The organism is Deferribacter abyssi, assembly GCF_049472655.1.
Lineage (GTDB): Bacteria > Chrysiogenota > Deferribacteres > Deferribacterales > Deferribacteraceae > Deferribacter > Deferribacter abyssi.
Map to the genome: position 1 here is coordinate 1 of NZ_JAQNCS010000015.1, position 23,469 is coordinate 23,469.

At 30.2% G+C, this 23,469-nt stretch carries 18 protein-coding genes; 2 read left to right on the forward strand and 16 right to left on the reverse strand.

The annotated features are described in order from the left end of the window. Window positions 1-198: 198 nt before the first annotated feature. The 12 genes from OWK30_RS08775 to surE all read right to left on the reverse strand — a co-directional run bounded on the left by OWK30_RS08775 (window position 199) and on the right by surE (window position 15,199). Window positions 199-3,282 carry an efflux RND transporter permease subunit gene (locus OWK30_RS08775; RefSeq protein WP_423325634.1) on the reverse strand — a complete coding sequence of 1,028 codons (3,084 nt, stop codon included), beginning with the start codon at window positions 3,280-3,282 and terminating at the stop codon, window positions 199-201. Continuing rightward, window positions 3,275-4,420 carry an efflux RND transporter periplasmic adaptor subunit gene (locus tag OWK30_RS08780; RefSeq protein ID WP_423325636.1) on the reverse strand — a complete coding sequence of 382 codons (1,146 nt, stop codon included), beginning with the start codon at window positions 4,418-4,420 and terminating at the stop codon, window positions 3,275-3,277. Before OWK30_RS08780 ends, OWK30_RS08775 begins: the two co-directional genes overlap by 8 nt. Beyond that, window positions 4,417-5,673, reverse strand: a complete 1,257-nt coding sequence (locus OWK30_RS08785) for a TolC family protein (RefSeq protein WP_423325638.1) — start codon at window positions 5,671-5,673, stop codon at window positions 4,417-4,419. Before OWK30_RS08785 ends, OWK30_RS08780 begins: the two co-directional genes overlap by 4 nt. A gap of 112 nt (window positions 5,674-5,785) precedes the next feature. Further along, the gene (locus OWK30_RS08790) at window positions 5,786-7,780 is read right to left on the reverse strand and encodes an EAL domain-containing protein (protein WP_423325640.1); all 1,995 of its coding nucleotides are present in this window, start codon (window positions 7,778-7,780) and stop codon (window positions 5,786-5,788) included. 51 nt (window positions 7,781-7,831) lie between these two features. Further along, the gene (locus tag OWK30_RS08795) at window positions 7,832-8,773 is read right to left on the reverse strand and encodes a cytochrome-c peroxidase (RefSeq protein ID WP_423325642.1); all 942 of its coding nucleotides are present in this window, start codon (window positions 8,771-8,773) and stop codon (window positions 7,832-7,834) included. Window positions 8,774-8,812: 39 nt separating this feature from the next. Then, window positions 8,813-9,940: a class I SAM-dependent methyltransferase gene (locus OWK30_RS08800; RefSeq protein ID WP_423325644.1), complete on the reverse strand. Its 1,128-nt coding sequence runs from the start codon at window positions 9,938-9,940 to the stop codon at window positions 8,813-8,815. 2 nt (window positions 9,941-9,942) lie between these two features. After that, entirely contained in the window at window positions 9,943-10,683 is a 741-nt protein-coding gene (locus tag OWK30_RS08805) for a hypothetical protein (protein ID WP_423325646.1), read from the reverse strand. Then, a complete protein-coding gene (locus tag OWK30_RS08810) occupies window positions 10,680-11,081 on the reverse strand; it encodes an ExbD/TolR family protein (RefSeq protein WP_423325648.1) in 402 nt (133 codons plus the stop codon). The genes OWK30_RS08805 and OWK30_RS08810 overlap by 4 nt, the downstream gene beginning before the upstream one ends. 1 nt (window position 11,082) lies before the next feature. Further along, window positions 11,083-11,688 carry a MotA/TolQ/ExbB proton channel family protein gene (locus tag OWK30_RS08815; protein WP_423325650.1) on the reverse strand — a complete coding sequence of 202 codons (606 nt, stop codon included), beginning with the start codon at window positions 11,686-11,688 and terminating at the stop codon, window positions 11,083-11,085. Beyond that, window positions 11,689-14,322: a hypothetical protein gene (locus tag OWK30_RS08820; protein WP_423325652.1), complete on the reverse strand. Its 2,634-nt coding sequence runs from the start codon at window positions 14,320-14,322 to the stop codon at window positions 11,689-11,691. Then, on the reverse strand, window positions 14,319-14,447 hold the full coding sequence (locus tag OWK30_RS08825) for a hypothetical protein (RefSeq protein ID WP_423325654.1): 129 nt from the start codon (window positions 14,445-14,447) through the stop codon (window positions 14,319-14,321). The genes OWK30_RS08820 and OWK30_RS08825 overlap by 4 nt, the downstream gene beginning before the upstream one ends. Further along, complete coding sequence (gene surE / locus OWK30_RS08830) at window positions 14,435-15,199, reverse strand: 5'/3'-nucleotidase SurE (protein WP_423325656.1); 765 nt, start codon at window positions 15,197-15,199, stop codon at window positions 14,435-14,437. The genes OWK30_RS08825 and surE overlap by 13 nt, the downstream gene beginning before the upstream one ends. A 134-nt stretch (window positions 15,200-15,333) precedes the next feature. Between surE and OWK30_RS08835 the strand changes: the two genes are divergently transcribed. Beyond that, window positions 15,334-16,206 carry a P-loop NTPase gene (locus OWK30_RS08835; RefSeq protein WP_423325658.1) on the forward strand — a complete coding sequence of 291 codons (873 nt, stop codon included), beginning with the start codon at window positions 15,334-15,336 and terminating at the stop codon, window positions 16,204-16,206. A 342-nt stretch (window positions 16,207-16,548) separates the two neighbouring features. Then, window positions 16,549-19,983 (forward strand): pyruvate carboxylase, encoded by a 3,435-nt coding sequence (locus tag OWK30_RS08840; protein ID WP_423325660.1) that lies wholly within the window; start codon window positions 16,549-16,551, stop codon window positions 19,981-19,983. 77 nt (window positions 19,984-20,060) lie between these two features. Here OWK30_RS08840 and OWK30_RS08845 read toward each other — a convergent pair whose 3' ends face one another. The 4 genes from OWK30_RS08845 to OWK30_RS08860 all read right to left on the reverse strand — a co-directional run bounded on the left by OWK30_RS08845 (window position 20,061) and on the right by OWK30_RS08860 (window position 23,454). Further along, complete coding sequence (locus OWK30_RS08845; RefSeq protein WP_423325662.1) at window positions 20,061-20,591, reverse strand: biotin transporter BioY; 531 nt, start codon at window positions 20,589-20,591, stop codon at window positions 20,061-20,063. Then, window positions 20,588-21,481 carry a patatin-like phospholipase family protein gene (locus OWK30_RS08850; RefSeq protein ID WP_423325664.1) on the reverse strand — a complete coding sequence of 298 codons (894 nt, stop codon included), beginning with the start codon at window positions 21,479-21,481 and terminating at the stop codon, window positions 20,588-20,590. The genes OWK30_RS08845 and OWK30_RS08850 overlap by 4 nt, the downstream gene beginning before the upstream one ends. Before the next feature lie 202 nt (window positions 21,482-21,683). Continuing rightward, entirely contained in the window at window positions 21,684-22,583 is a 900-nt protein-coding gene (locus OWK30_RS08855) for a phosphatase PAP2 family protein (protein ID WP_423325666.1), read from the reverse strand. Beyond that, the gene (locus OWK30_RS08860) at window positions 22,540-23,454 is read right to left on the reverse strand and encodes an NAD-dependent epimerase/dehydratase family protein (protein ID WP_423325668.1); all 915 of its coding nucleotides are present in this window, start codon (window positions 23,452-23,454) and stop codon (window positions 22,540-22,542) included. The genes OWK30_RS08855 and OWK30_RS08860 overlap by 44 nt, the downstream gene beginning before the upstream one ends. Window positions 23,455-23,469: the final 15 nt, after the last annotated feature.

The window sequence follows — 23,469 nt, forward strand, 5'->3', positions numbered from 1 at the left end:
ATTTTCTCATAAAAAATTCCATCTAATTTTTTAAGTTTCTATAATATCCGTGGAATGAAAAATATTAGAATTCAAGTGCTCATCTATCATTTTTTGAAAGAAAATTATTACCAATACATAGTTTTCACTCTTTCACTGAGAACTATCTACTTTCTAAGGTTATGAAAAAGTTACAAAATGTATAACATTAACGTGTATCTATATAATAATCTTCTTACCATTATAAATCCAGACAAAAACAATAGGTATAAATACAAGAGTTAAAAAGGTCCCAACCATAAGTCCACCTATGGCAACCGCTCCTAAAGGTGCTAGACGTTCCAGACCTATAGCCCAACCAAGCGCAACAGGAAGCATTCCAGCTGTTGTGGCAAAAGCAGTCATAAGGACAGGTCTCGTTCTTATTTTGATACTTTCTAACATTGCCTCTTTGGCACTTAAACCTTTTTTCATACCTAATAATGCAAATTCTATAAGAAGAATTGCATTATTAACAATTATACCACTCAAAAGAATAAAACCCATCATAGCTGGCATCGAAACATGATATCCAAGTATTAAAAGTATCCAACTTGCACCAATAAGTGTCAAAGGTATTGAAAATATTATCAATAATGGTGATCTAACAGAATTAAACATCGGAACAAGTGTTAAAAAAATCAATAATATACCAAAGACAACTGCTTTTATCATTCTTTTTGCAGAATCTTTGAATTGAGCTATATCTCCAGTTTGAGTTAATTTAACATTGTCAGGTAATCTTACTCCATTAAAAGCTTTATTAAAATTTTGCATAATATGTGAGATTGCTGCTTTTTCTCTAAATCCATACACATCAACTGTATATTCAAGTCCTTCTCTTGTAATCTTACTAGGCTCTTTAACTTTTTCAAACTTTGCTAATGTTAACAGAGGAATTTTCCCTTTTGGAGTATCAATAAGTACAGTTTTCAATAATTCTAACATGCTATCCCTGTCACTACTCCAGATACGTACATTCATATCCCGTGAGTTTTGAACGGTTTTGGAGGCAGCAGGAATACCTTTCAAAATCATACTAATCTGATTTGTAATATCATTTGCATTTACACCGTAAAATGCGGATTGCTGTTCGTCAATAACAAGCTTGTAAACTGTTTTGTCCAAATCCCAAGTTTTTGCCACATTGACTAATCCTTTGGTGTTTGCAAGCACTTTTAGAAGAATATTTGAAGCTTCTTGAAGCTTCTCAAAGCTATCGCTGCTTAACATTACGTCAACATTCCCTCTGATACTGGAAAGTGCTGTTGCTCCATAATCAAAAACAGTAAAATATTTTATATTTGGGATTTGTTCGATTTTTTCTCTCAACCGCTTTTCAATATCCCAAATATCTTCTTTTCTTTCAAATCTATTTACATAAGTGGCTGTAATGGAAATATGGTCTATCCCGCTTCCACTTCCAACGCTAAGTACTCCAGGCTCACTACCCACACTTGCCGAAACCCTCTTAACTTTTCCACTATCATAAATAGCTTTATCAACCTTTTTCAAAATTTCTTCACTTTTTTGAATGGAAAGATTGGGGTCAACGGTAATATCAATTTTTACGATTCCCGTATCCATTGGAGGCATCAATTCCTGCCCAACTATAGGCATGACCAGCCTGACACTTACAAAAAAAAGTCCTATTAGTACTACAAAATAAATAACGGTTAGCGGTTTACTCCCCATGGCTGATTTAGCTAATTTAGCAAAAAAACTTTTAGCAGAATTATTAAAGCCATCTGTTATTTTAGAAAACAGTGCTTCTGCTTTTAAAACCCAGGATGATTTTATAGCCAAAAATTTTAGGCTCAAAAGTGGAACGGTTGTAATAGATATAACATAAGAAGCCGCAAGTGCTATGAGCAGAGTTGATACCAGTGGTCTGAAAATAGTCTGTGGATAATCCCCTACAAACATAATAGGGAATAATGCAGCCATAGTAGTAATAGTCCCTGAAAGATCAGCAAACATAATCTCTTTAGTACCATCCAAGACCGCTTTATTTATTGGCTTTTTAAGCTCTTTGTAATGGCGCTCAATATTTTCCATAACCACAACAGCGTCATCAAGTAAAAGCCCCAATGCAAGGATGATTGCTGTAAGTGTAACCACACTAAATTCAATACCAAACAGATACATCATTGCAATTGTTGCAGCATAGACAAGAGGAATTGTAAAAAGTACTACCAGGACCTGTCTGAAAGATGCTAAAAAGAAAAATGCTACAATGGTAGACATAATAATGGCATCACGAAGCGATTCAAACATATTTGTAATACTCTGCTTAATCGTATCTTTTTGAGTATCGGTTATCTCAAAAGTGAGTCCTGGATAAGATGCTTTTATACTTTTTAATTTTTTCTCCACGTTTTCGATTGTTTTGATGACATCGGCATCAATTGAGCGTTGCACTGCCAAAGCAATAGCAGGTTTGCCATTTCCATAGTATAGAGCCGTATTATCATAATGCCCATAAAAAACCTTTGCCACATCTTTTAAACGGATATTTTCAGTAATAGGAAGTTGTTTAATCGCTTGCAATGTTTCCCTTTTACCTCTGGATTTAAGCAAAAATCTTCCTCGAGGTACATCAATAAAACCTATAGCATAATCCCGATCATTCTTCGATAATGCTGCTAAAACTTGATAAAGAGTTATTCCATATCTATCTACAAGAGATTTATTGACTTCTACCAATACCTCTTTTTTATAACCACCAAATACATCTACATTTGCAACACCTTTTATCTTTATCAAAATATTCTTTATTTCATTTTCGGCTATTTCTCTGACATCTTCCAATGATACTTTATTAGAGGAAACACCAATAGTTACAACAGGAGCTGTAGCAGCAGTTATTTTATGAATCTGTGGTTCTTTAATATCTGGAGGCAACAAAGATCGTATTTTAGAAATAGCATTTGCAACATCTGAGGCAGCACTGTCTATATCTTTTTCATACTCAAATTCTGCTCTAATTACACTCACTTCATCTATAGTCGTCGAATAAACCCTACGTACCTTATCTAAAGTATACAGCTCTTCTTCCACAGGTACTGATATATTGGAAGCAATATCTTTGGCTCCAGCTCCTGGCCAAACAACTACAACAGCAATTTCAGGGCGATTTGAATCGGGGAATAATTTTCTATCGATAGAATTATACCCATATAAACCTAAAAAAACAAAAAAGCTTAATAAAGAAATAATATAATAAGGTCGTTTTAATATTCTTTCGATCCAGCTGTTATTCATTGTTTACAGCCTTTGCATTTGTAATCACAAAAAGTTTAGATAATTTATCATTACTTCCAATTGCCACTGGCTTATCTATATCCGGAGACACCACTGCATATTTGTCATTTTGAGAAAGAATTTGTACTTTTGTGGGAGTAAATCTTCCACCATTATAAACAAAAAGATAAACTCCATCTTCCTTTTCAAGTAATGCATTTACAGGGACCGCACTACCCGTAGCTTCTTTAATAACAACTCCAATTTTTATATTGCTGTTTTCAGGCAATGGTAAAGTTGTATCCAGGTCAATGTAAGCAACCGCCAAAAATTTAGATGCAACAGGTAAAACCTTTGTTATCTCAGCCTGTTTACCTAAAAGGTAAGCTTTCTTCCCTTTTTTTATTTTTCCAATCATGTTTTGAGAAAACGAAAACTCTACTCTTTTTTTCATACCATACAATGTCAAAATCTGTTTGCCAGGTACGACCAAATCCCCATCTCTCAATACAACTCTGCCCACAACTCCATCTATAGGGGATTTGATGGATGTATATTTCAACTGATTTTCCTTAGACAAAAGCTGTGCTTTTAAGGACTTTAATTCCTCTTTTTTCGCTTCTATACTTTTTTGAGTTGATTTCAATTTAGCAAGCTTCAATTCCATCGCCACACGTGAAAAATCGAGCTTCTCTTTGGAAAGTGCATCTACTTTATAAAGTTCCTTATTTCTTTCATAAGCATCTCTGGCATATAAAAAATCACTTTCAAGAGCCTTTAAATTTACTTTTAAAGATTCTATAGACTGGATTAAAGCTCTTATTGCAGCTTTTTGTGCATTTATAGATTCTACAATCTCTTTATCATCAATTTTGACAAGAAGTTGTCCTTTTTTAACCTTTTCTCCATCCACCACATATAATTTTTCAATAAATCCACTTACTTTTGAAGCAATTACAGGATGCTGGATGGAGTAATAAGTTCCCAAAAATTGCCTTATCTCCTCAATATGCATATTTTTAGGATGAACAGTTTCCACAGTAATCGTTTTAGCTGGAGGAGGCTGTAGGGATGCCAACTGCTGCTTTCTTTCCTTGATAAGAAATACACCACCTGCAACAATCAAAATAATAATAATCAGAGAAAGAATTTTTTTCATTTTTCACCCGCCAACAAATAATTAAGATAAGCTTTCTGTATCCTAAGATTATACAACGCATCAATATAATTACTTTTTGCATCCTGATATTTTGCATAAGCGAATAAAAGGTCATACATATTTGAAGCACCCTTTTCATATTTGATTTTTTCCGCTTCTTTGACTTTTGATAAAAATTCCAGTTGCCGTTTAACAGATTTCACTTTTTCAACTGCTGTAGCAATTTTATTTTGTGCATCAATTATAAAGCTTTTAAGTTCTAATTCTGTTTTTTTAAGCTGAAGTATGGCATTCATATGAGAGATTTTCGCTTTTTGTAGTTGAGATTTTCTGCTACCAAAATCAAATAATAACCAATTTACAGTAATTCCTGCTTGCCATAATTCTTCTTTTTCACCTTTTGCATAATTGTTTCCATAATAAGCACTAAACCCAATCTTAGGATAATAGAGAGATTTTGACTTCTTTAATGCCTTTTTCGATTTTCTAACTTCAATCTCAGAAAGTTTGTATTTATAAGTATCTTTTACATCTATAAAATTATTAATTTTCTCATCATCGTTCACAGGGGCAACATCTTCTATCTCATCAACACCAATCAATGCAGCAAGCATTGCTTTCAAAGAGTCAATGGAGTTTTTAATATTCTCCATATTAAATGAAGCATTTTCAAGATCGGCAGCGACTTTTAAAAGATCGATTTTTGCTTTTTTCCCAAGAGCCACTTCTTTCGCAACATTGTCATATAAGATTTTTAATGCTTTATAATAAGTCAAAGCTGCTTCCTTTTGACTTTCCATAGCCAAAATCTTAAAATAAAGAGATTTAACATTAAAAACTAACTGCTCTTTTGTAATATTAAGTTTTATTTTAGACGTATTCTCACTCAAATCAGCAATTTTTACTGCTGTTATATCTGCAAAACCATTAAAAAGAAGTACATCATAAACTATCCCTGCACTAGTTATATCTTTACTCGTAATTACATCAGGACTTATAGGAGGCACAATAGGCGCTAAAGTACGAGGTATATTATATCTGGTATAACTTCCTAAAGCAATAATTTTCCCATAATTTATGGCTTTTTTTGCTCTTTTTTCCTCTTTTGCTTCAAGAAGTTTTTGTTTTTGTATCAAAAATTCAGGATTATTTTTCAGGGCAATCTCTATCGCTTCATTCAAAGTAATCGCATGCAAAGGAGCTATCTCGACAACTGTACAAAGAAAAAAAATTAAGAGAAATTTTTTAAACATTTAAGTCCACCATTTCTTTTTTACAATTATAACATATATTTTGTTAATAAAATTGATTGGAATCAATTTTTGAACTTTTGTTAAAAAGATAATTATAAAATTCAGTGAAGAATTAATGGCAGCTAGCAAGAGGTTTGCCTATAAAAAAACCCTGGGAATAATCTATTCCCAATTCAATTACTTTCTTATAAACTTCTTCGTTGTGCACAAATTCAGCTACCGTTTTGATATTTAATCTTTTAGCAAAACTAACTATGGTACTAACAATAAGTTCTGAATTATTATCAATGTGTATGTTTTTTATTAAAGAACCATCTATTTTAATATAATCCACATTTAACTGTAATAAGTAAGAAAAGTTTGAATACCCACTACCAAAATCATCGATGGCAATACTTGTCCCATATTCCTTAACATCTTTTATAAACTCCAAAACTACCTCAAAATTTTCTATACCCTCACTTTCCAAGATTTCAAAAGTTAATCTTTTTGCTATCTCTGGATATTTTTTTAACTTATCTATAATAAACAACTTTGTAGCATTATCAATAATATCGTCCACTGAAATATTTATAGAGAACTCACACGATTTATTTTTAAAATAACAAAACGATTTTTCAATTACACGCTTTGTAATTGCTCCATACAACTTTCCTTTTTTAGCAACATCCAAAAAAACACCGGGAGAAACCATTTCATCTTTTTCATCAAGCATCCTTACAAGACATTCAAATTTATTGATAACTCCTGTTTTATTATCCACAATGGGTTGAAAATACGGAATAATCTTATCAGCCTCTAATGCAACTTTTAGCGATTTAAGAACTTTCATATTAATTTCAACATCTTTTTCAAAGTTCAAATTTTCATTATAAATTGCATATTTTACTCTACTGTTTCGTTTCACATACTTCAGTGCAATATCTGCCTTTTCAAGTAACGGTTCATCAGAAGAAATACCTATTGAAATAGACACAGAAATAGACCATTGAAAAATTTTAAATTCATTGCTTTCTATTTTATTAACAAGATAATTCGCAACTTTCTCAGGATTATCAACATGTTCCTTTCTGACTAAAACTCCAAAATCATCAGATCCAAGACGGTAAATCTTCGCTTTATAAGTTTTTTCAACCAATTCAGTTATCTCTTTACCAAAAACTTTCAAGAACTCATCACCTACCCTTACTCCATAAAAATTATTAATGTGTTTAAAATTATCTATATTTATAATAAATAAAAAATGTTCTTTACAATAACGTAAATCATTTAATAAATGATACCTATTATAAAGTCCCGTTAGATAATCAATGGTCGCTGCCTTTTTAAGTTTTAATATATAATAACCTATAAAACCAATTGATAATATCACACCTATGGCAAATATTATTGCAAGCAATACTAGTTGTGAAAAAATATGATTGTTCTCTTCCTGATAATTCATTTTTAATTTTATTAAGATATTTTTAGTTTTAATATCAGTAATTTTATTCAGATGATAAACATATAACGGAAAGTATTTTGCAAAAACATTAAAGTGATTAACAATCCGATCATTAACTAACTTTTGTTCTTTATTTTTAAGCTCAAAACTTTTTAACTCTTCAATATTTTGTTTTAATTCATCAATCAATCCCAAATCCAAATTATTTCTAAGTAATAAAAGATTTGATACCATAACAGAAACTTGTTTAATATAATCAAGTTCGTAAGAACCAATAGAATGTATACTTTTTATGACCAGAGTAGGAATATACACCACAGTATTTTTAATAGTAGAATTATATCTTATAAATTTAAAGAGATTTTCTCCTTTTTTATCCAACATTCTAACATATTGATTTACTAACTTCTCAATCTCTTCAGCCGATCTATGATTTCTATGTAAAACATCTTCCTGCAATTCGTGAGAATACTGTTTTAATTTGTCATACACATCTATGATTTCACTATAATTATAGTATAATAAGAAATTACATTCTAAAACTTTTCTCACCAACTCCTGTTCTAACCGTCCTAATCTTTCAATGTTTCTCAAAACATTCAAATGATCTCGGTACTTCCCTTCCAAACTGACAATAAAATAACCAGAGACAATAGCGGACATAATACTAATAAAAAAAATCAAAATAATATTAACAATTCTTCTCATTTGCTATTATTCTTCTTTCAATATTTCTGGAAGCTCACCTGTCAAGGTCTTAAGAAAAATACATATCTTACTGAGTTTATCTTTTTCTATGTTAAATCCTAAGTTGTGCAAAGCCATTTTTTCCACAGCATCTTCTAATGTTTTAGCACTTCCATCATGAAAATAAGGATAAGTGAGTTCGATATTTCTCAATGTGGGAACTTTAAAAACATTTTTATCATCAATATCTTTAGTTCTACTAAACAAATCAGGTGTGTTTTTATTCCATTTATAAGGAACTATCAAACCTATTTTTTGAAAAGAATTACCACCAACATTAACTCCATTATGACAGGTAATGCAACCTAAACTCTTAAAATAAGAATAACCTTCGCTCTCTTCCTTGCTAAGCTTTATTTCACCTCTTAAATATTTATCAAATTTACTATTTGGAGTGATCAATGCTCTCTCAAATTCTGCAATTGCATCAATAACATACTCAAACTTAATCTCTTTTGTACCATATATATGGTAGAACAAATCTCTATATTTTAAAGATTTATTTAACCTATATTCAACCTCTTTTTCAGTCATATCCATTTCTAAAAAACCTTTAATAGCCATTGCAGCCTGTTCTTTTAAATCCTTTGCACTACCATCCCAGTTTTGCCTAAAATTGAATACACAATTAAAAACTGTTGGGATGTTTACTAAAAGCTCCCTATTAAACACACCTTTAGAAAATCTTTTATGTACAGTACCACCATCATATAAAACATGACAGGACGCACAAGATACTTTTTTATCTTTTGATAACATTTTTTCATTAAACAATTTTTTACCAAGTAACGCTTTTGCCTTATTATAGCTTATTTTTCTAGGTATTGGAGTAATTATCTCAACCGCAAAAGAATTCAAGGATAATAATAAGATAAAAACAATAAACAATATATTTTTTTTTGAGTTCATTTTGAAACTACTCAATAACGACACAATAAAAACCCACTCTTACATAAGATTTTTACTCAACTTGTCAAAAATTTTATAGCTTTTAATATTATACACAAAATTATCAGGAATATCCACATTTTTACTTTGTATTAACACGTTGAAGTTTGTACCAAACCCACCTTCAGGAATAATTAATGACTTTACTCTAGCTCTATGAAGATCAGATTTTGCCTTTTTAATTTCATCCAAAATACCACTTTGTAGCAAAAACACCCATTGTGGCTCAAAATTTACCACATTCAACCCAGCTTCTTTTCCATATTCCATCAAAGCTGAAAAATCTACAAAAGCAGTAATATCTTGATATCCTATCCTTTCAAAAAAATCATTATTTTGAGTATGTTTAAAATAACATGTCACAGTCCCATCCATTCTAAACGGAGCATATAAATTTTTTGCGTCAAAACCATAATCAATAGTTATGACCAAGCCTTTATCTACTTTTCTACCCAAACTTTTAATCCATTTTACAGCATCTAGATTTATATCCGCAATCTGTTTATCAACAAGTTTAATACATAACCTCTCAAAATATTCCTTTAAATCAGCGGTAGAAAATTCTTCAGGATAATATTGTAATTTATTATCATAATAAATAACATAAAGCTCTTTTAAATTACCATTAATGTTTATTACTCTATGTACAGGAAACGCATCCACTAACTCATTAGAAAAAAAGATACCTTCAAAATTGTCTAGTTCATCAAAAGATATCCATTCTACTTTACCTTGATGTTTACTTAGCAATTCTTTTTGCATCTCAATTAAATATTTACTCTTTTCAATAATTATATATTTTAAGTCGTTATAAAACTTATCTGATTCGCTCTTATAATAATTTAAGATATCATTCGCAAGCATTCCACTACCAGCTCCCATTTCACAGAGCATCGGAGCCAAATCGAGTTCTTTTATAGCTCTCTCAAACCCTTTTGCAAGAGTTCTACCAAAAGACTCAGAAGCATCTACAGATGTATAAAAGCTTCCCTGCATCCCAAAAGGATTTTCTTTTTGATAATATCCATATTTAGGATGATAAAGAGCAATTTCCATAAACTCTGCAAAAGTTATTTTGCCTTTTTCCTTAACTAATTCAATTACATACTCTTTTAAAGTTGTATCCATTTTCATTTCACCCTGAAAAATAATGTTATTTCCACAACATCTGGTTTATTATAATCGACAGCATCAAAACGCAATCCTTTTACAAAATCTATAGCAATTTTTTCCACATTACTACTACTGCGAGTTAATAAATTTATATCAAATGGCTTTCCATATTTATCAACTTTAAAACTCAAAGTAATTTTTGTCCCTCTTTCAAGAGAAAAATTAGGTTTTGGTGGTTCATAAACAATTTTACGCTTGAGATTAGTAATGCTTTTTATTTCATAAAAGTCGTTTTTAGCAAAACTCTGCTGTTCATTTATAAGAGCCTTATCATTATTTGTTTTTTCTATCTCACTTTTTACCCTTTCAAGCTCACTTAAAATAGGTTTTTCATCCTGCTTTTCAATGTGTCTATTTTCCAAAATTTGCATATTGTTTAAATCAGGTATTAATACTTTTTCCTCCGTAGTCATAGTAGGTACTTCTACCACTTCTTTATTACCGCTATCACTTTTATTAAATTTTTTCCTTAATTTTTCTTTTAAATTTTCGATTCTTTTGTCACTAAAGAGAGGTTTCTCTTTTTCCTTTGTCTTGTCTTTTTCCTTTTTTATTGATTGCTTTAAAATTTCTATTTTCACAGTCTTCGGTTTGATATTTTTAAAGTCAAGATTATACTCTGGAATCATTTTCAAGAGCAATATATGCAAAACAATCGATAGAACAAAAAATAGACTTAATCTAGGATAGTTTATCATTCTTCTTCTACTGCAATGGTAAACCTGTCAAATCCAGCTTTTTTACATTGATCCATCACAAAAACCACAGTACCGTGTTTTGCATTCTTATCAGCTTGAAGTATAATGGGTATATTGGGATTCTTCTCTTTCAGATCCTTCATTACCCTGTAAAGTGCAAATTTCGGAACTTTCTTTTTGCCTACAAAAATCTGATTATTACTATCCACCACAACCACAATATTTTTATTTACCGTTTGTTCATCCCCTTTTGCCTTTGGTAAATCTACCTTCAAGGCATTTGTATAAATAAAGGTTGTTGATACCATAAAAAATATCAGTAACAAAAAAACCACATCTATCAACGGGGTTAGATTAATCTCTAACCCTCTATCATTTCTTTTGTCCGAAAATTTCATTTTAACCCTCTTTAAAAATTAGGTTAATTATCTTAGCAGTAGCTTTTTCAAGCTCAATAGTTAACTTTTCAGACCTATGCCTAATAATATGATAAAATATAACTGTAGGGATAGCTACTGATAAGCCAGCTGCAGTTGTCAAAAGAGCTTCAGATATACCTCCAGCAAGAGCCTGTGCATTACCAACACCTTGCTCAGATATCACAATAAAAGTTTTTATCATCCCTAAAACCGTTCCTAATAAACCAAGTAAAGGGGCAATATTCCCAATTGTTTGTAGTGTTGGTAAAAACCTATCCAATTTTGTAGCCTGAAATCTTCCCACATCTTCTGCAAGCTCCATAAGCCTTGTTACCGGTAAATCAAGATTACTCAGTATTTCTCTTGCAATTTCACTTATGGGACTCTTTTGCAATTCGCACAAATTCTTAGCATCTTCAAAATCTTTTTTCTCAAGATAAACCGAAAGCTTTTCTAAAAATGTATCTGGAACAAAGTTGCTTTTTCTAAGAGTAAATAATCTCTCTAGAAAAACAGCAAGCGAAATCACTGACAATGCAATTATGGGGTACATCAAAATTCCACCCTTTTGAATAATTTCAAACATTTATCCCTCCAGCTTTTTTAATATTTTTTCGATTTTATCAGCTTCATTTTTCTTATTTAAACGTTCATAACACATTTTAGCTTCATATAAACTTTTTTTAACATAAGCACTTTTTTTAAATAAGTAATATACTTTTAGAAAATGTTTCAATGCATACATATACTCTTTTTTATCAAACAAATATCTTCCTTTAAAATATAAGCCAGCAGGAATAAATTTTTCATTTCCGCTATTTAACAACTCTTCAATATATTGATAATCTTCATCAGAAAAATTACTCTGAAAATTCAAATACCTTTCAACACCTGCCAAGTAGATTTCCAAATTTTTATCTTTAAAATAAAGAGCATAATTCAAAACTTCCGAACTATTATCTGAAATAAAAATCAGCTCTTTCTTACTTAAAAATTCATAACCACTCTTACCTTGGACCAACTTCTTGAATAAAGGATATGCTTTTTTGACATTAATATTTTTAGTACACTCTGCTTTTAAAAACAAAGCTTCATAATCCTTAGAAATTGCAAGTGCAGCATTAGCATCATAAATACATTCTTGATACATCTTTTTTGACTTATAAAAGTTACCTCTTAAAATGTATGCCTCTTTTTTATACTTTGACTTCGGAAAACTTTTAAAAAAATAATTGATAAGCTTCATATAGTTTTCTTTATCCTGATTTTCATAAGCAATTTTAGCAAGCTGCAATATCAGAAAATCTTTATTTTTAAATGTCAACCTAGATGTAATATTAAAAATATTATTTATAAAATTTTCTTCATTTTTTTCTTTTTTAATTGAAATCAGTCCAAATATGGTATCAAAAAGATATTTCTTTTTATCTAAAAGTAGATTAAAATACCTTTCTGCTTCATTATACCTCTTAAGAGAATACAGTGCTTTTGCCTTTATAAGAGTCAGATAATCATCATTTAATCCACTTTTATCAATAAAATAAAGCGTATCTACATAATCTCCAGATAAAAATAAATATTTCACACCTTCTTTTATAAACTTATTATCAGTTTTATATTTTTCCATGATTTTAATAGCATCTTTTATTTTATCATTTTTAAATGACAAAAGCATCTTTAAGTAATCAACATCTTTTGTAGTTTTAGTCACTTTTTCTAACTCATTAAATGCCTTATTATAAATTTTTAAATTATAGTATGCCGCTGCTCTTAAAAAATAAACTCTATCACTTTTTATCCCTTCAGTAATTCTCAACACTTCATTAAAGTTACCTTTATTGAAAAAAACTTCACCTTTTATCCTCTTGCATAAATCCGAAAAACAATCAGCCACTATCAGAAAAGCATCATCTATTCTATTATTAAGAAGCCTAATTTGAGCAACTATAAATCTAGCTACATCTACTTTTTCTTCGTCAAAAGAGTTGTTTATATAATCAATCAACAGCTTTTCAGATGTTTCAGGATTATTATAAGCCTCTGCAACACCTCTATAAAATAATGATTCATTGTACAATTTATCATTAAAAATTATTTTACTTAAATAATATGATACCTTTTCATATTCTCTATTTTCTAAATAATAAATACCTAGATAAAAATTTTTATAATCATTTAACTTGTTATCATAAAAATCTAAACTTTTTAAAATCTCTACATTTATTTCAGGAAACCATTTTGAAATATAAAAAAGCATTAATGATAATTTATCTATATCTTCAAAATTAGAAAACAATTTTTTATCAACTACATTATCTAATATTTTCAATTTGACAAAGAAATAACGTTTTGTGTACTCATCACCAATTTTATTTATTTCATCCTGAATACCAGATAACTCATTTAAAGAAATTTTAGCATCCACCACAAAAGGTAAAACAACATCTGATACATCTTGAATAGATATAATTTTTTCAAAATCGCCCTTAAAATAAAGAGACAGCACATAAAAATCTTTTATAAAAGAATAGGCTAACTGTTTTTCAGAAATAAATTTTAGGATTTCATCATACTTCTTGTTTTGTTTCAAAATAGAAAGGTAAACATATGTAGAATAAGGTGTTTTATAATCAATACTTTGATAAATATTTATCAATTTTTTATTATCAATCCCATACAAAACGTCAAAATAAAAATCAAGAGCCGAATCTCTGAAAATATTTTCGCTATAAATTATCTTATTTAATTTTTCAAATGCTTCACTTTTGAAGTTTGCTTTGAAAAGGGAAACGGCATAAATAAAATCCACTTCATCTTTAATTTTTTCGTCCTTTAACTTTTCATAATACTTTTTGTAGTTCTCAATTACATTGATGTAATCCCCTTTTAAAAAATTTTTTAAAAGATAATTTCTATAAGCTTTCTCTCCCACAAAAATTACTGACAGTGCTGTACCAAATTTTGATGAATATATATTTCCTGGCTCACTAGCTCTAAATTCTCTTTTTTGAGGCTCTTCAATTTTTATTTTAGCAGACTGCAAGTAACTATTAAACTGGGATATATCGGAAAAATTTATTTTTACATTACTAAACGAAGGTTTAATATTAAAAGAAGATACTTCTTTACCTACAAAAGAAAAATTAGGAACCTCAACTGCAGCATAGGATATTAAAGGAAAAAATATTAAAACTAATAAAAATAACCGTAACCTTTTCATTGATTTTGAGTATTTGTCTGCTCGGGAGATGTAGGAGTAGAGTTTGAACATCCTTCACAACCAACTAAAACTGTCAATGAAACTAAAAAAATAAATATAAAAACAATAAATTTCATTCTTCCCATTCTTTGACCTCCATTTTCATCTTATGAAAAAAATTATAATTTGTCATATCGTATTTTAAGGGAGTAACACTTATATAACCACTGTTTATCGCTTTATCATCACTTTCATCAACAGACTCAACCTCAATTTTCTCACCTGTTAACCAATAATAAGTATTACCTCTTGGATCAACTCTCTTTTCAAAAGTATCAAGATATTTTGTTTTACCCTGCACAGTAAATTTCCATCCTTTAATTTCATCTCGCTTTAATGGTGGAACATTTATATTAAACAGAAGATTTTCACCCACATCAAGTTCATATAAATATTTTGCAAAAAATTTACCAAACTGTGCAGCAACAGAAAAATCACCATATTCTACAGAAGCTAGACTTATAGCAAAAGACTTAACCCCCATCATAGCACCTTCTGTGGCTGCTGAAATAGTTCCAGAATAAATAACATTTGAAGATAGATTTGCCCCATGATTTATACCTGAAACTACCAAGTCCGGTTTTGTTGTTAAAATATCGTCAAATGCTAACTTAACACAATCAGCAGGTGTCCCTTTAACACCATAGCCAAAAAATTTGTTTTTTCTTGTAACTTCATAAATCCTCAAAGGGTCAGAAATTGTTATAGCATGCCCAACAGCACTTTGCTCAGTAATAGGTGCAACTACTACCACAGTTGCTATTTCAGAAAGCTTTTCATACAAAGCATAAATTCCTTTTGAATATATACCATCATCATTAGTTAATAAAATTTTCATCCTAAACTCCTTTAAACCTTTTTACATCATTTTTGATACACTTTCAACCATACCTTTTAATTTTATTTTTATTGAAAATTTCATATTTCTAACTATATTAGCATTTGTTTATAAACACAACAAGGAGGTTTCAAATGTCTTCATGCAATTCAAATAGCTCATGCAGCAGCTGTTCATCTCAAAGCAGTTGCGACACTTCTGAAAAAGAACAGCACACAAAAGAACTTTTAAAACAAAGACTCTCAAAAATCAAATGTACATTAATGGTAATGAGTGGTAAAGGTGGTGTAGGTAAATCAACTGTGAGCACAAATCTTGCCACAATGTTAAACATGTTAGGACACAAGGTAGGTATTTTAGATGCTGATATACATGGACCCAATATTCCAAAAATGCTTGGAATTAATGAAAAAGGAGTACTGTCATCAGCTGGAGGTATCATCCCTTTTGAACCTATTGAAAATCTAAAAGTTATGTCTGTAGCATTTCTTCTTAAAAGCGATGATGATGCCGTTATTTGGAGAGCACCTTTAAAACATAGCTTAATAGAGCAATTTATTAGTGATGTAAATTGGGGTGAACTCGATTTCTTAATAATTGACTTGCCTCCGGGTACAGGTGATGAACCATTAAGTGTTGCTCATGTTATAGAAAACGTTGATGGAAGTATTATCGTAACAACTCCTCAAGAAGTTGCCCTATTAGATTCAAGAAAATCTGTAACATTTAGTAGGAAATTGAATATCCCGGTTATTGGTATCGTTGAAAATATGAGCGGATTTATTTGCCCAAATTGTGGTGAAAAAATAGATCTATTTAAAGTTGGGGGTGGCGAAAAAGCAGCAAAAGAGTTGAATGTTGATTTTTTAGGTAGAATACCTATCGATCCACTTGTCGTGGCACATGGTGATGCAGGAAAACCATATATTCTTGAATATCCAACCTCAGAAGTATCAAATGCATACAAAAAAATAGCAGAAAAAGTAATCTATAAAACAATCAAATAATATATCAATTTCTTTAGGGTGTTATAAAACACCCTGCCCTTTTATTAAAAAATCAAATATTACTATACTACTATTTCTTTTAATACCAACTAATAAACAGTAGTATTATCCACACAAAGCCAATTATTTTAGTTTATTATTATTTTTTTCTATTAATTTTCCATTAACAGACATAAAACTTAACTTTGTTCAATAAAATCATACCTATGATATTTATTTACAATAAGTAACCTGATTTAAATTAATATTTAATTTTATTTTTACAATAATTTATTGATTTTAAAATATTTATTGACAATTTTATTTTTCTATATTAAACACCTTTTACATAAGGAGGGTGTAATGAGAATAAAAAAAATACTCGCGGCAAATCGAGGTGAAATAGCAATAAGAATATTTAGAGCTGCAACCGAACTTGGGATTAGAACTGTAGCTGTTTATTCAGAAGAAGACAAGTATTCGCTTCACAAATACAAAGCTGATGAAGCATATCTTATTGGAAAAGGACTTGATCCAGTATCAGCTTACCTAAACGCTGATGAAATTATTGATTTATGTATCAAAAAAAATATTGATGCTATCCACCCAGGTTATGGATTTCTTGCTGAATCATACGAATTTGCTGATAAATGCGACAAAACAGGTATTATTTTTATAGGTCCCTCTCCAGAAACAATTAAAATCTTTGGAGATAAAAAAATAGCCAAAGATTTAGCTAAAGAGTGTGGCGTCCCAGTTATTGATGGTTCTGATAAAATCAATTCACTTAAAGAAGCAAAACAAGTTGCAAAAATCATTGGGTACCCATTAATGATTAAAGCAACAGCTGGAGGTGGTGGTAGGGGAATAAGAATAGTACAAAACGAAGCAGAACTTGAAGAAAATTTTTACTCAGCAAAATCTGAAGCTTTAAAATCCTTTGCAAACGATGATATTATTCTTGAAAAGTATATTAAAAATCCTAAACATCTAGAAGTCCAGTTACTTGCTGATAAATTCGGAAACATTGTACACCTCTTTGAAAGAGATTGCTCTATACAGCGTAGACATCAGAAACTTATAGAGATAGCTCCAGCATTAAACATCCCTGAAAGTGTTTTGAAGCAAATCTATGATGCAGCCGTAGAAATAGGGAAAAAGTCACACCTTATAAGTGCGGCAACTATAGAGTTTTTGATAGATAATGAAAACAATTTCTATTTTCTTGAGGTAAATCCAAGAATTCAGGTAGAACATACAATTACAGAAATGATTACTGGTATAGATATTGTCCAATCGCAAATATATATAGCTGCTGGCAAAAAACTTTCTGATAAAGAAATAAATATACAAAACCAGTCATCAGTTACTAAACATGGTTTTGCTATACAGTGCAGAGTTACTACGGAAGATCCTGAAAACAACTTTCTACCTGATACAGGAATATTAGAAGCATACAGGTCAGCATCAGGATTTGGTATAAGATTAGATGTAGGAAATGCCTACACTAACGCAAGAATTACTCCATATTATGACTCTTTATTAGTAAAAGTTTCTTCTTGGGCACTAACTTTTGAACAAGCTGCAAGGAAAATGTATAGAGCTTTAAGCGAATTTAGAGTTCGCGGTGTCAAAACAAATATACAATTTCTTGAAAACGTTATTACACATCCAAAATTTTTAACAGGCAACTTTGATACTACATTCGTAGACAACACAAAAGAACTTTTCATATTTAAGAAAAGAAAAGATAGAGCCACAAAAGCCTTAAAATTTCTTGGAAACAATATAGTAAACAATCCATCAAATGCAAAAATTAGCCAAAACACAGTCCTACCAGAAATTAAACTACCCGTAGTCAAGTATGGAGAAAAAATACCTGCTGGTACTAGAGATATTCTTCTCAGAAAAGGGGTTAAAGGGATTTTAAGTTATATTCAACAAAGTAAAGAAGTTCTTTTCACCGACACCACATTTCGTGACGCTCATCAATCTCTATTAGCCACAAGGCTTCGCACATATGATATACTACAAATTGCAGATGCCTATGCTCATCATATGCACCAACTGTTTTCCTTGGAAATGTGGGGTGGAGCAACATTTGACGTCGCTTATAGATTTTTAAAGGAATCACCATGGGATAGGTTACGTCTATTAAGAGAAAAAATTCCCAATATACTTTTTCAAATGTTACTTAGAGCATCAAACGCCGTTGGTTATACCAATTATCCTGATAATGTAGTTAAAAAATTTATTCAGCTTTCAGCTAAAAATGGTATAGATCTTTTTAGAATCTTTGACTGTTTTAACAATACCGAACAAATCACACCAATTATTGACGAAGTTAAGAAAAATGAAAAAATTGCTGAAGCTGCAATATGTTACACAGGAGACATTTTAGATGATAAAAAAGATAAGTATACTTTAAAATATTATGTGGATCTTGCAAAAAAACTTGCAGAAGCTGGTACTGATATTTTAGCAATAAAAGACATGGCTGGCCTTGTAAAACCATATGCAGCAAAAAAACTCATAAAAGCAATTAAAGAAGAAACAGGCCTACCAATACATTTTCACACACATGACACAAGTGGAAATGGAGAAGCAGCTTTGCTCATGGCCATAGAATCCGGTGCCGATATAGTAGATTGTGCCATCAGTTCAATGAGCGGTCTTACCAGCCAACCTAATTTAAACTCTATTATAGCAGCACTAGAACATACTAATAAAAATTCATCCATTGATAAAGAATGGGCCCAAAAAATATCTGATTATTTTGAAAGAGTACGTAGGTACTATTTTCCGTTTGAAAGTGGATTAAAAGCTGCTACGGCAGAAGTGTATGAACACGAAATACCTGGAGGTCAATATTCCAATCTTGTGGTTCAGGTTGAAGCAATGGGATTGCTGGACAAATGGGAAGAAGTGCGAAAAATGTATAAAGAGGTTAATAACGCTCTAGGTGACATTATCAAAGTCACACCTTCTTCAAAAGTAGTAGGTGATCTTGCCCTCTTTTTAGTAAGAAACAACCTTACAATAAAAGACCTATATGAAAAAGGTGACACTTTATCTTTCCCTGACTCAGTCGTAAGTTTTTTCAAAGGTTATCTAGGGCAACCATATGGCGGTTTTAATAAAAAACTTCAAAAAATAGTGCTCAAAGATGAAAAACCCATTACTGTTAGACCTGGTAAATTATTAAAACCTTTTGACTTTGATAAAGCAAAAAACGAATTAAAAAACAAATTTAAAAATCATCATTTTACAGATGAAGATTTAATCTCTTATGCCTTGTACCCAAAAGTGTTCGAAAACTACTTAGAATTCATAGAAGAATATGGTGACGGCTCCATATTTGACACAAAATCATTTTTTTATCCACTCAATCCAAATGAAGAAATAAGTGTAGATATAGAAGAAGGTAAAACATTAATAATAAAATATTTAGGTATAAGTGATGTAGATGAAAAAGGGTATAGACGACTCTTTTTTGAACTGAATGGGCAACCGAGAACAGTTGCAGTGAAAGATGAAAAAATAACAGATATTATAAAATCAAATGAAAAAGGTGATATAACAAATCCAAAACATGTTTGTGCCACAATGCCAAGTAAGATAGTAAAAATATTTGTAAAAGAAGGTGATTCTGTAAAAAAAGGTGATCTTTTAGTAATCACTGAAGCAATGAAAATTGAAACAAAAGTCAACGCAAATTGTGATGGAACAGTTGAGAGAATCCTCCTGCACGAAGGGGATAAAGTAGAAGCTGGTGATTTAATCTTGAAGCTGTCCTGATTTTATTAGGACAGCTCCCCCTCTTCATTAACAATAATAAGTGATATTAGTTAACCATAACTCCTAAGTAATCACAACTAACTATGAATAGCATTTTTTAATTTATTTGCGATAACAGCTGCAATAACAAGCTTTATAATGTCAAAAGGTAAAGGCAATAACATTCCAATATACAACACCTTACTTAAATCTATTGCTTTATGCTGTATAAAATTCAAATTCACATACAAATAAATTACTCCAAAACCATATATAACTACTAGTCCCAATATCCCTCCTAACAAATAAAAAGTAAACTTTTTAAATCTGGCAAAATAACCATTTGGAATTGCAGATAATACAAAACCTATCAAATAACCAAATGTTGGTTGCAATACATATGCAATACCACCACCATGAGCAAAAATAGGTAATCCCACTAACCCCAAAATTAAATATGCTACAAACCCAACTAATGATACCCGTAAACCGAATATCATAGGTGTTAGCAATACAACAAATGGTTGAAGAGTTAAAGGAACAGGGTCAATTGGAATTTTAACAAAAGTACTTACTGCCAATAATGCACAAATAAGACCAGAAAAAGCCAAACTTCTTTCTTTGTTCATAACTCCCCCTTTTCTAATATTTTTTTAACTAACAACTTTCCTTCCTGATATCCAATATTAATTATTTCTTTTGCTTTTGTAAAATCGGTTAATTTAAAATTATCTAAATCTGGCTTAACCCTTATACATTGTACATCATCCATTACATATTCTGCTACCGACTCCTGTAAAATAGCAATACTCTGCACCAATATCTCAAATATATTAGGATATTTTATTGTTCCATTTCCATTACTTAAATTTAAAATATCTTTAATAAATTTATTTATAGACAGAGAAAATCCGCTTTTATTTTCTTTTTCAAAATTATCGTTTTTATAATATCTACTTACAAGTTCTTCTTTTTCTGCAAAAGGCCCAACATGAATTGCAATTTTTATGTCACAATCATCAGGCAACCTATTTACTGGAACAGGATTTTTTAATCCTCCATCAATCAAAAACATACCATCTAAATAAGCAGGTATAAATACACCAGGAAAAGAGATGCTTGCTCTTAAAGCTTTAATGAGAGAGCCAGATTTAAAAATCACTTCATTGCCTGTGATAAGCTCTGTGGCAACACAACAAAACTTAATATCAAGGTTTTCTATCTGTACGTCACCTACAAATTCATTAATAAAATTTTCTATTTTTTTACCATCAACAAGCCCAGATTTTGTGATTTTTAAATCAAAAAATTCAGTAAAAATTTTCCAATCAAGCTCATAAATCATTTTTTCAAGATGTAAAATATCATAACCTGCAGAATATAATCCACCTATTAAAGCTCCCATACTAGAACCACTTATAGCATATATCGGAATTTCTGCTTCATCAAAAGCTTTTAATATCCCGATGTGAGCAAGCCCCCTCGCTGCACCACTTCCTAAACTAATCCCAATTTTCATACATTCCTCTTTTCATAAAAGAATTTTTTATTACGTATATACAATTTCACCATCAAAAAAATTAAAAAAATATTAATAACCTCTTGAATAATAATACAATTTTAAGAAAATACATAAAATTTACCAAATTACAAGAAAATTATGTTTCTGCTATCTATCCTTTTTGCAAAAGATTGTTTAATCAGTATATAACAATATTAACTTAACCCCATATTAATCTGTAAATTGTTCGACCTATATAATAAAACACAAAACCACTAACTATTCCTCCAATCAAATCTATTCCATAATGATAGCCACAATACACAGTTGCTAAAGCAAGTGAAGGCACAAGAATCAACATTGCTTTATAAAACACTCCTTTTACTTTTTTTAAATTCATCAAACATAATATGGCAATACCAACATGTGATGATGGAAATGCTCCGCCGTCGATCTCCTGAGTTAAATATATGTAATCAACAATTTTTTTAAAAATATATCCATTTCTTGCATATATATCCACATATGTTCTACCACCAACAGCAGGAAAATAAATGAAAATTGTATAATAAAGATAAAAGGAAAAACATAGAGTAAACATGTACTCCAGAATATATTCATTCCTTTTCAAATTATCTGTTTTTAATTTTATAAATATATAAACAAAAGTTAAAGGTACCATAAGATAGTAAAAAAAATAAGAAAAATGAAAATATTCTGAAATCAACTTTTGTGGAAATAACTCATAAAACCAAAAAATTGGTGAATTACCAAAAAGCATGTTATCCCATTTTAACAATAGATCGTCAAAATACCCTTTATGAAAAATTTGATTTAACACTCCAGTTTCTTGATAGATAAAAGTAAATAACAATATTGGATAAAACAAATGTAAAAACCTAAGTAACCATATTATTTTATTATTATCATGTTTAGCTAACAAAAAAATAAAAAACAAAACAGCTAAGTGAAATAAAATATACCAATGAGCACTATCTACATTACCATAATTAACAATAATAATAAATGTTATAAAAACAAAATAAGTAATTGTAAGAAAATCATGCGGTAGAAAATTATAACCAATTATTCTCTTTATACCATATGAATGTTTCTTCAAGGGCAACCTCAATAGGAGTTTCTTGAAAATTAATATATTTTTTTACTTTACTATTATCGCAAATCCAATCACCTGCTACAATTTCCCTCACTTTATCAACTGATAAAATATCTGGTTTACCAGACAGTTTTGATTTTATTTCATTAATATATGCCAAAGAATAAGCTACAAGTTCTGGTATCCTTATAAACTTAACGTTTTTATTCATAATATTAGCTATTGTTTTTATAAAATCCGTTTGAAAAATTGGTTTATCAGCTGAAACAAAGAAGATTTCACCGCTAGTTATATCTATTTTTGAAATTTGCAATATAGAATCAACCAAATCTTTTACAAAGATATAACTAAACTGACTATTTTTAACAATTGGAATAATACCATTTTCCACCAACTTAAATGTCTTTAAAAAATCTGAATCATATGGGCCAAAAACAGCGGGTGGTCTTATTATAATAATACAAATTTTATCTTTATATTTTAGAATCTCCTTTTCAGCTATTAATTTACTCTTACCATACATACTTACAGGAATACATTCATCTTCTTCATTAATAGCTCTATTTCCAGCGGCAGCCTGAGATGAAATAAAAATAAACTTTTTAACTCCAGATTTGACAGAAGCACTTATTAATCTCCTACTCCAATCAACATTAACTTTAAAATAATCTTGCTTGTTAATAGCCTTTGTACACCCTGCCATATGTATTACCGTATTTACGGTATCTGGAATTACAATTTCTTTATCAGATGATATGTCAAATGAGATAAAATTAGCAAAACCTAAGTTTCTCCTACCTAAAACATAATATTCATCAGGGCTTAGATTCTTGATAAGATTTTTCCCTATAAAACCAGTAGCACCAGTAATCAAATAAATACATCACCT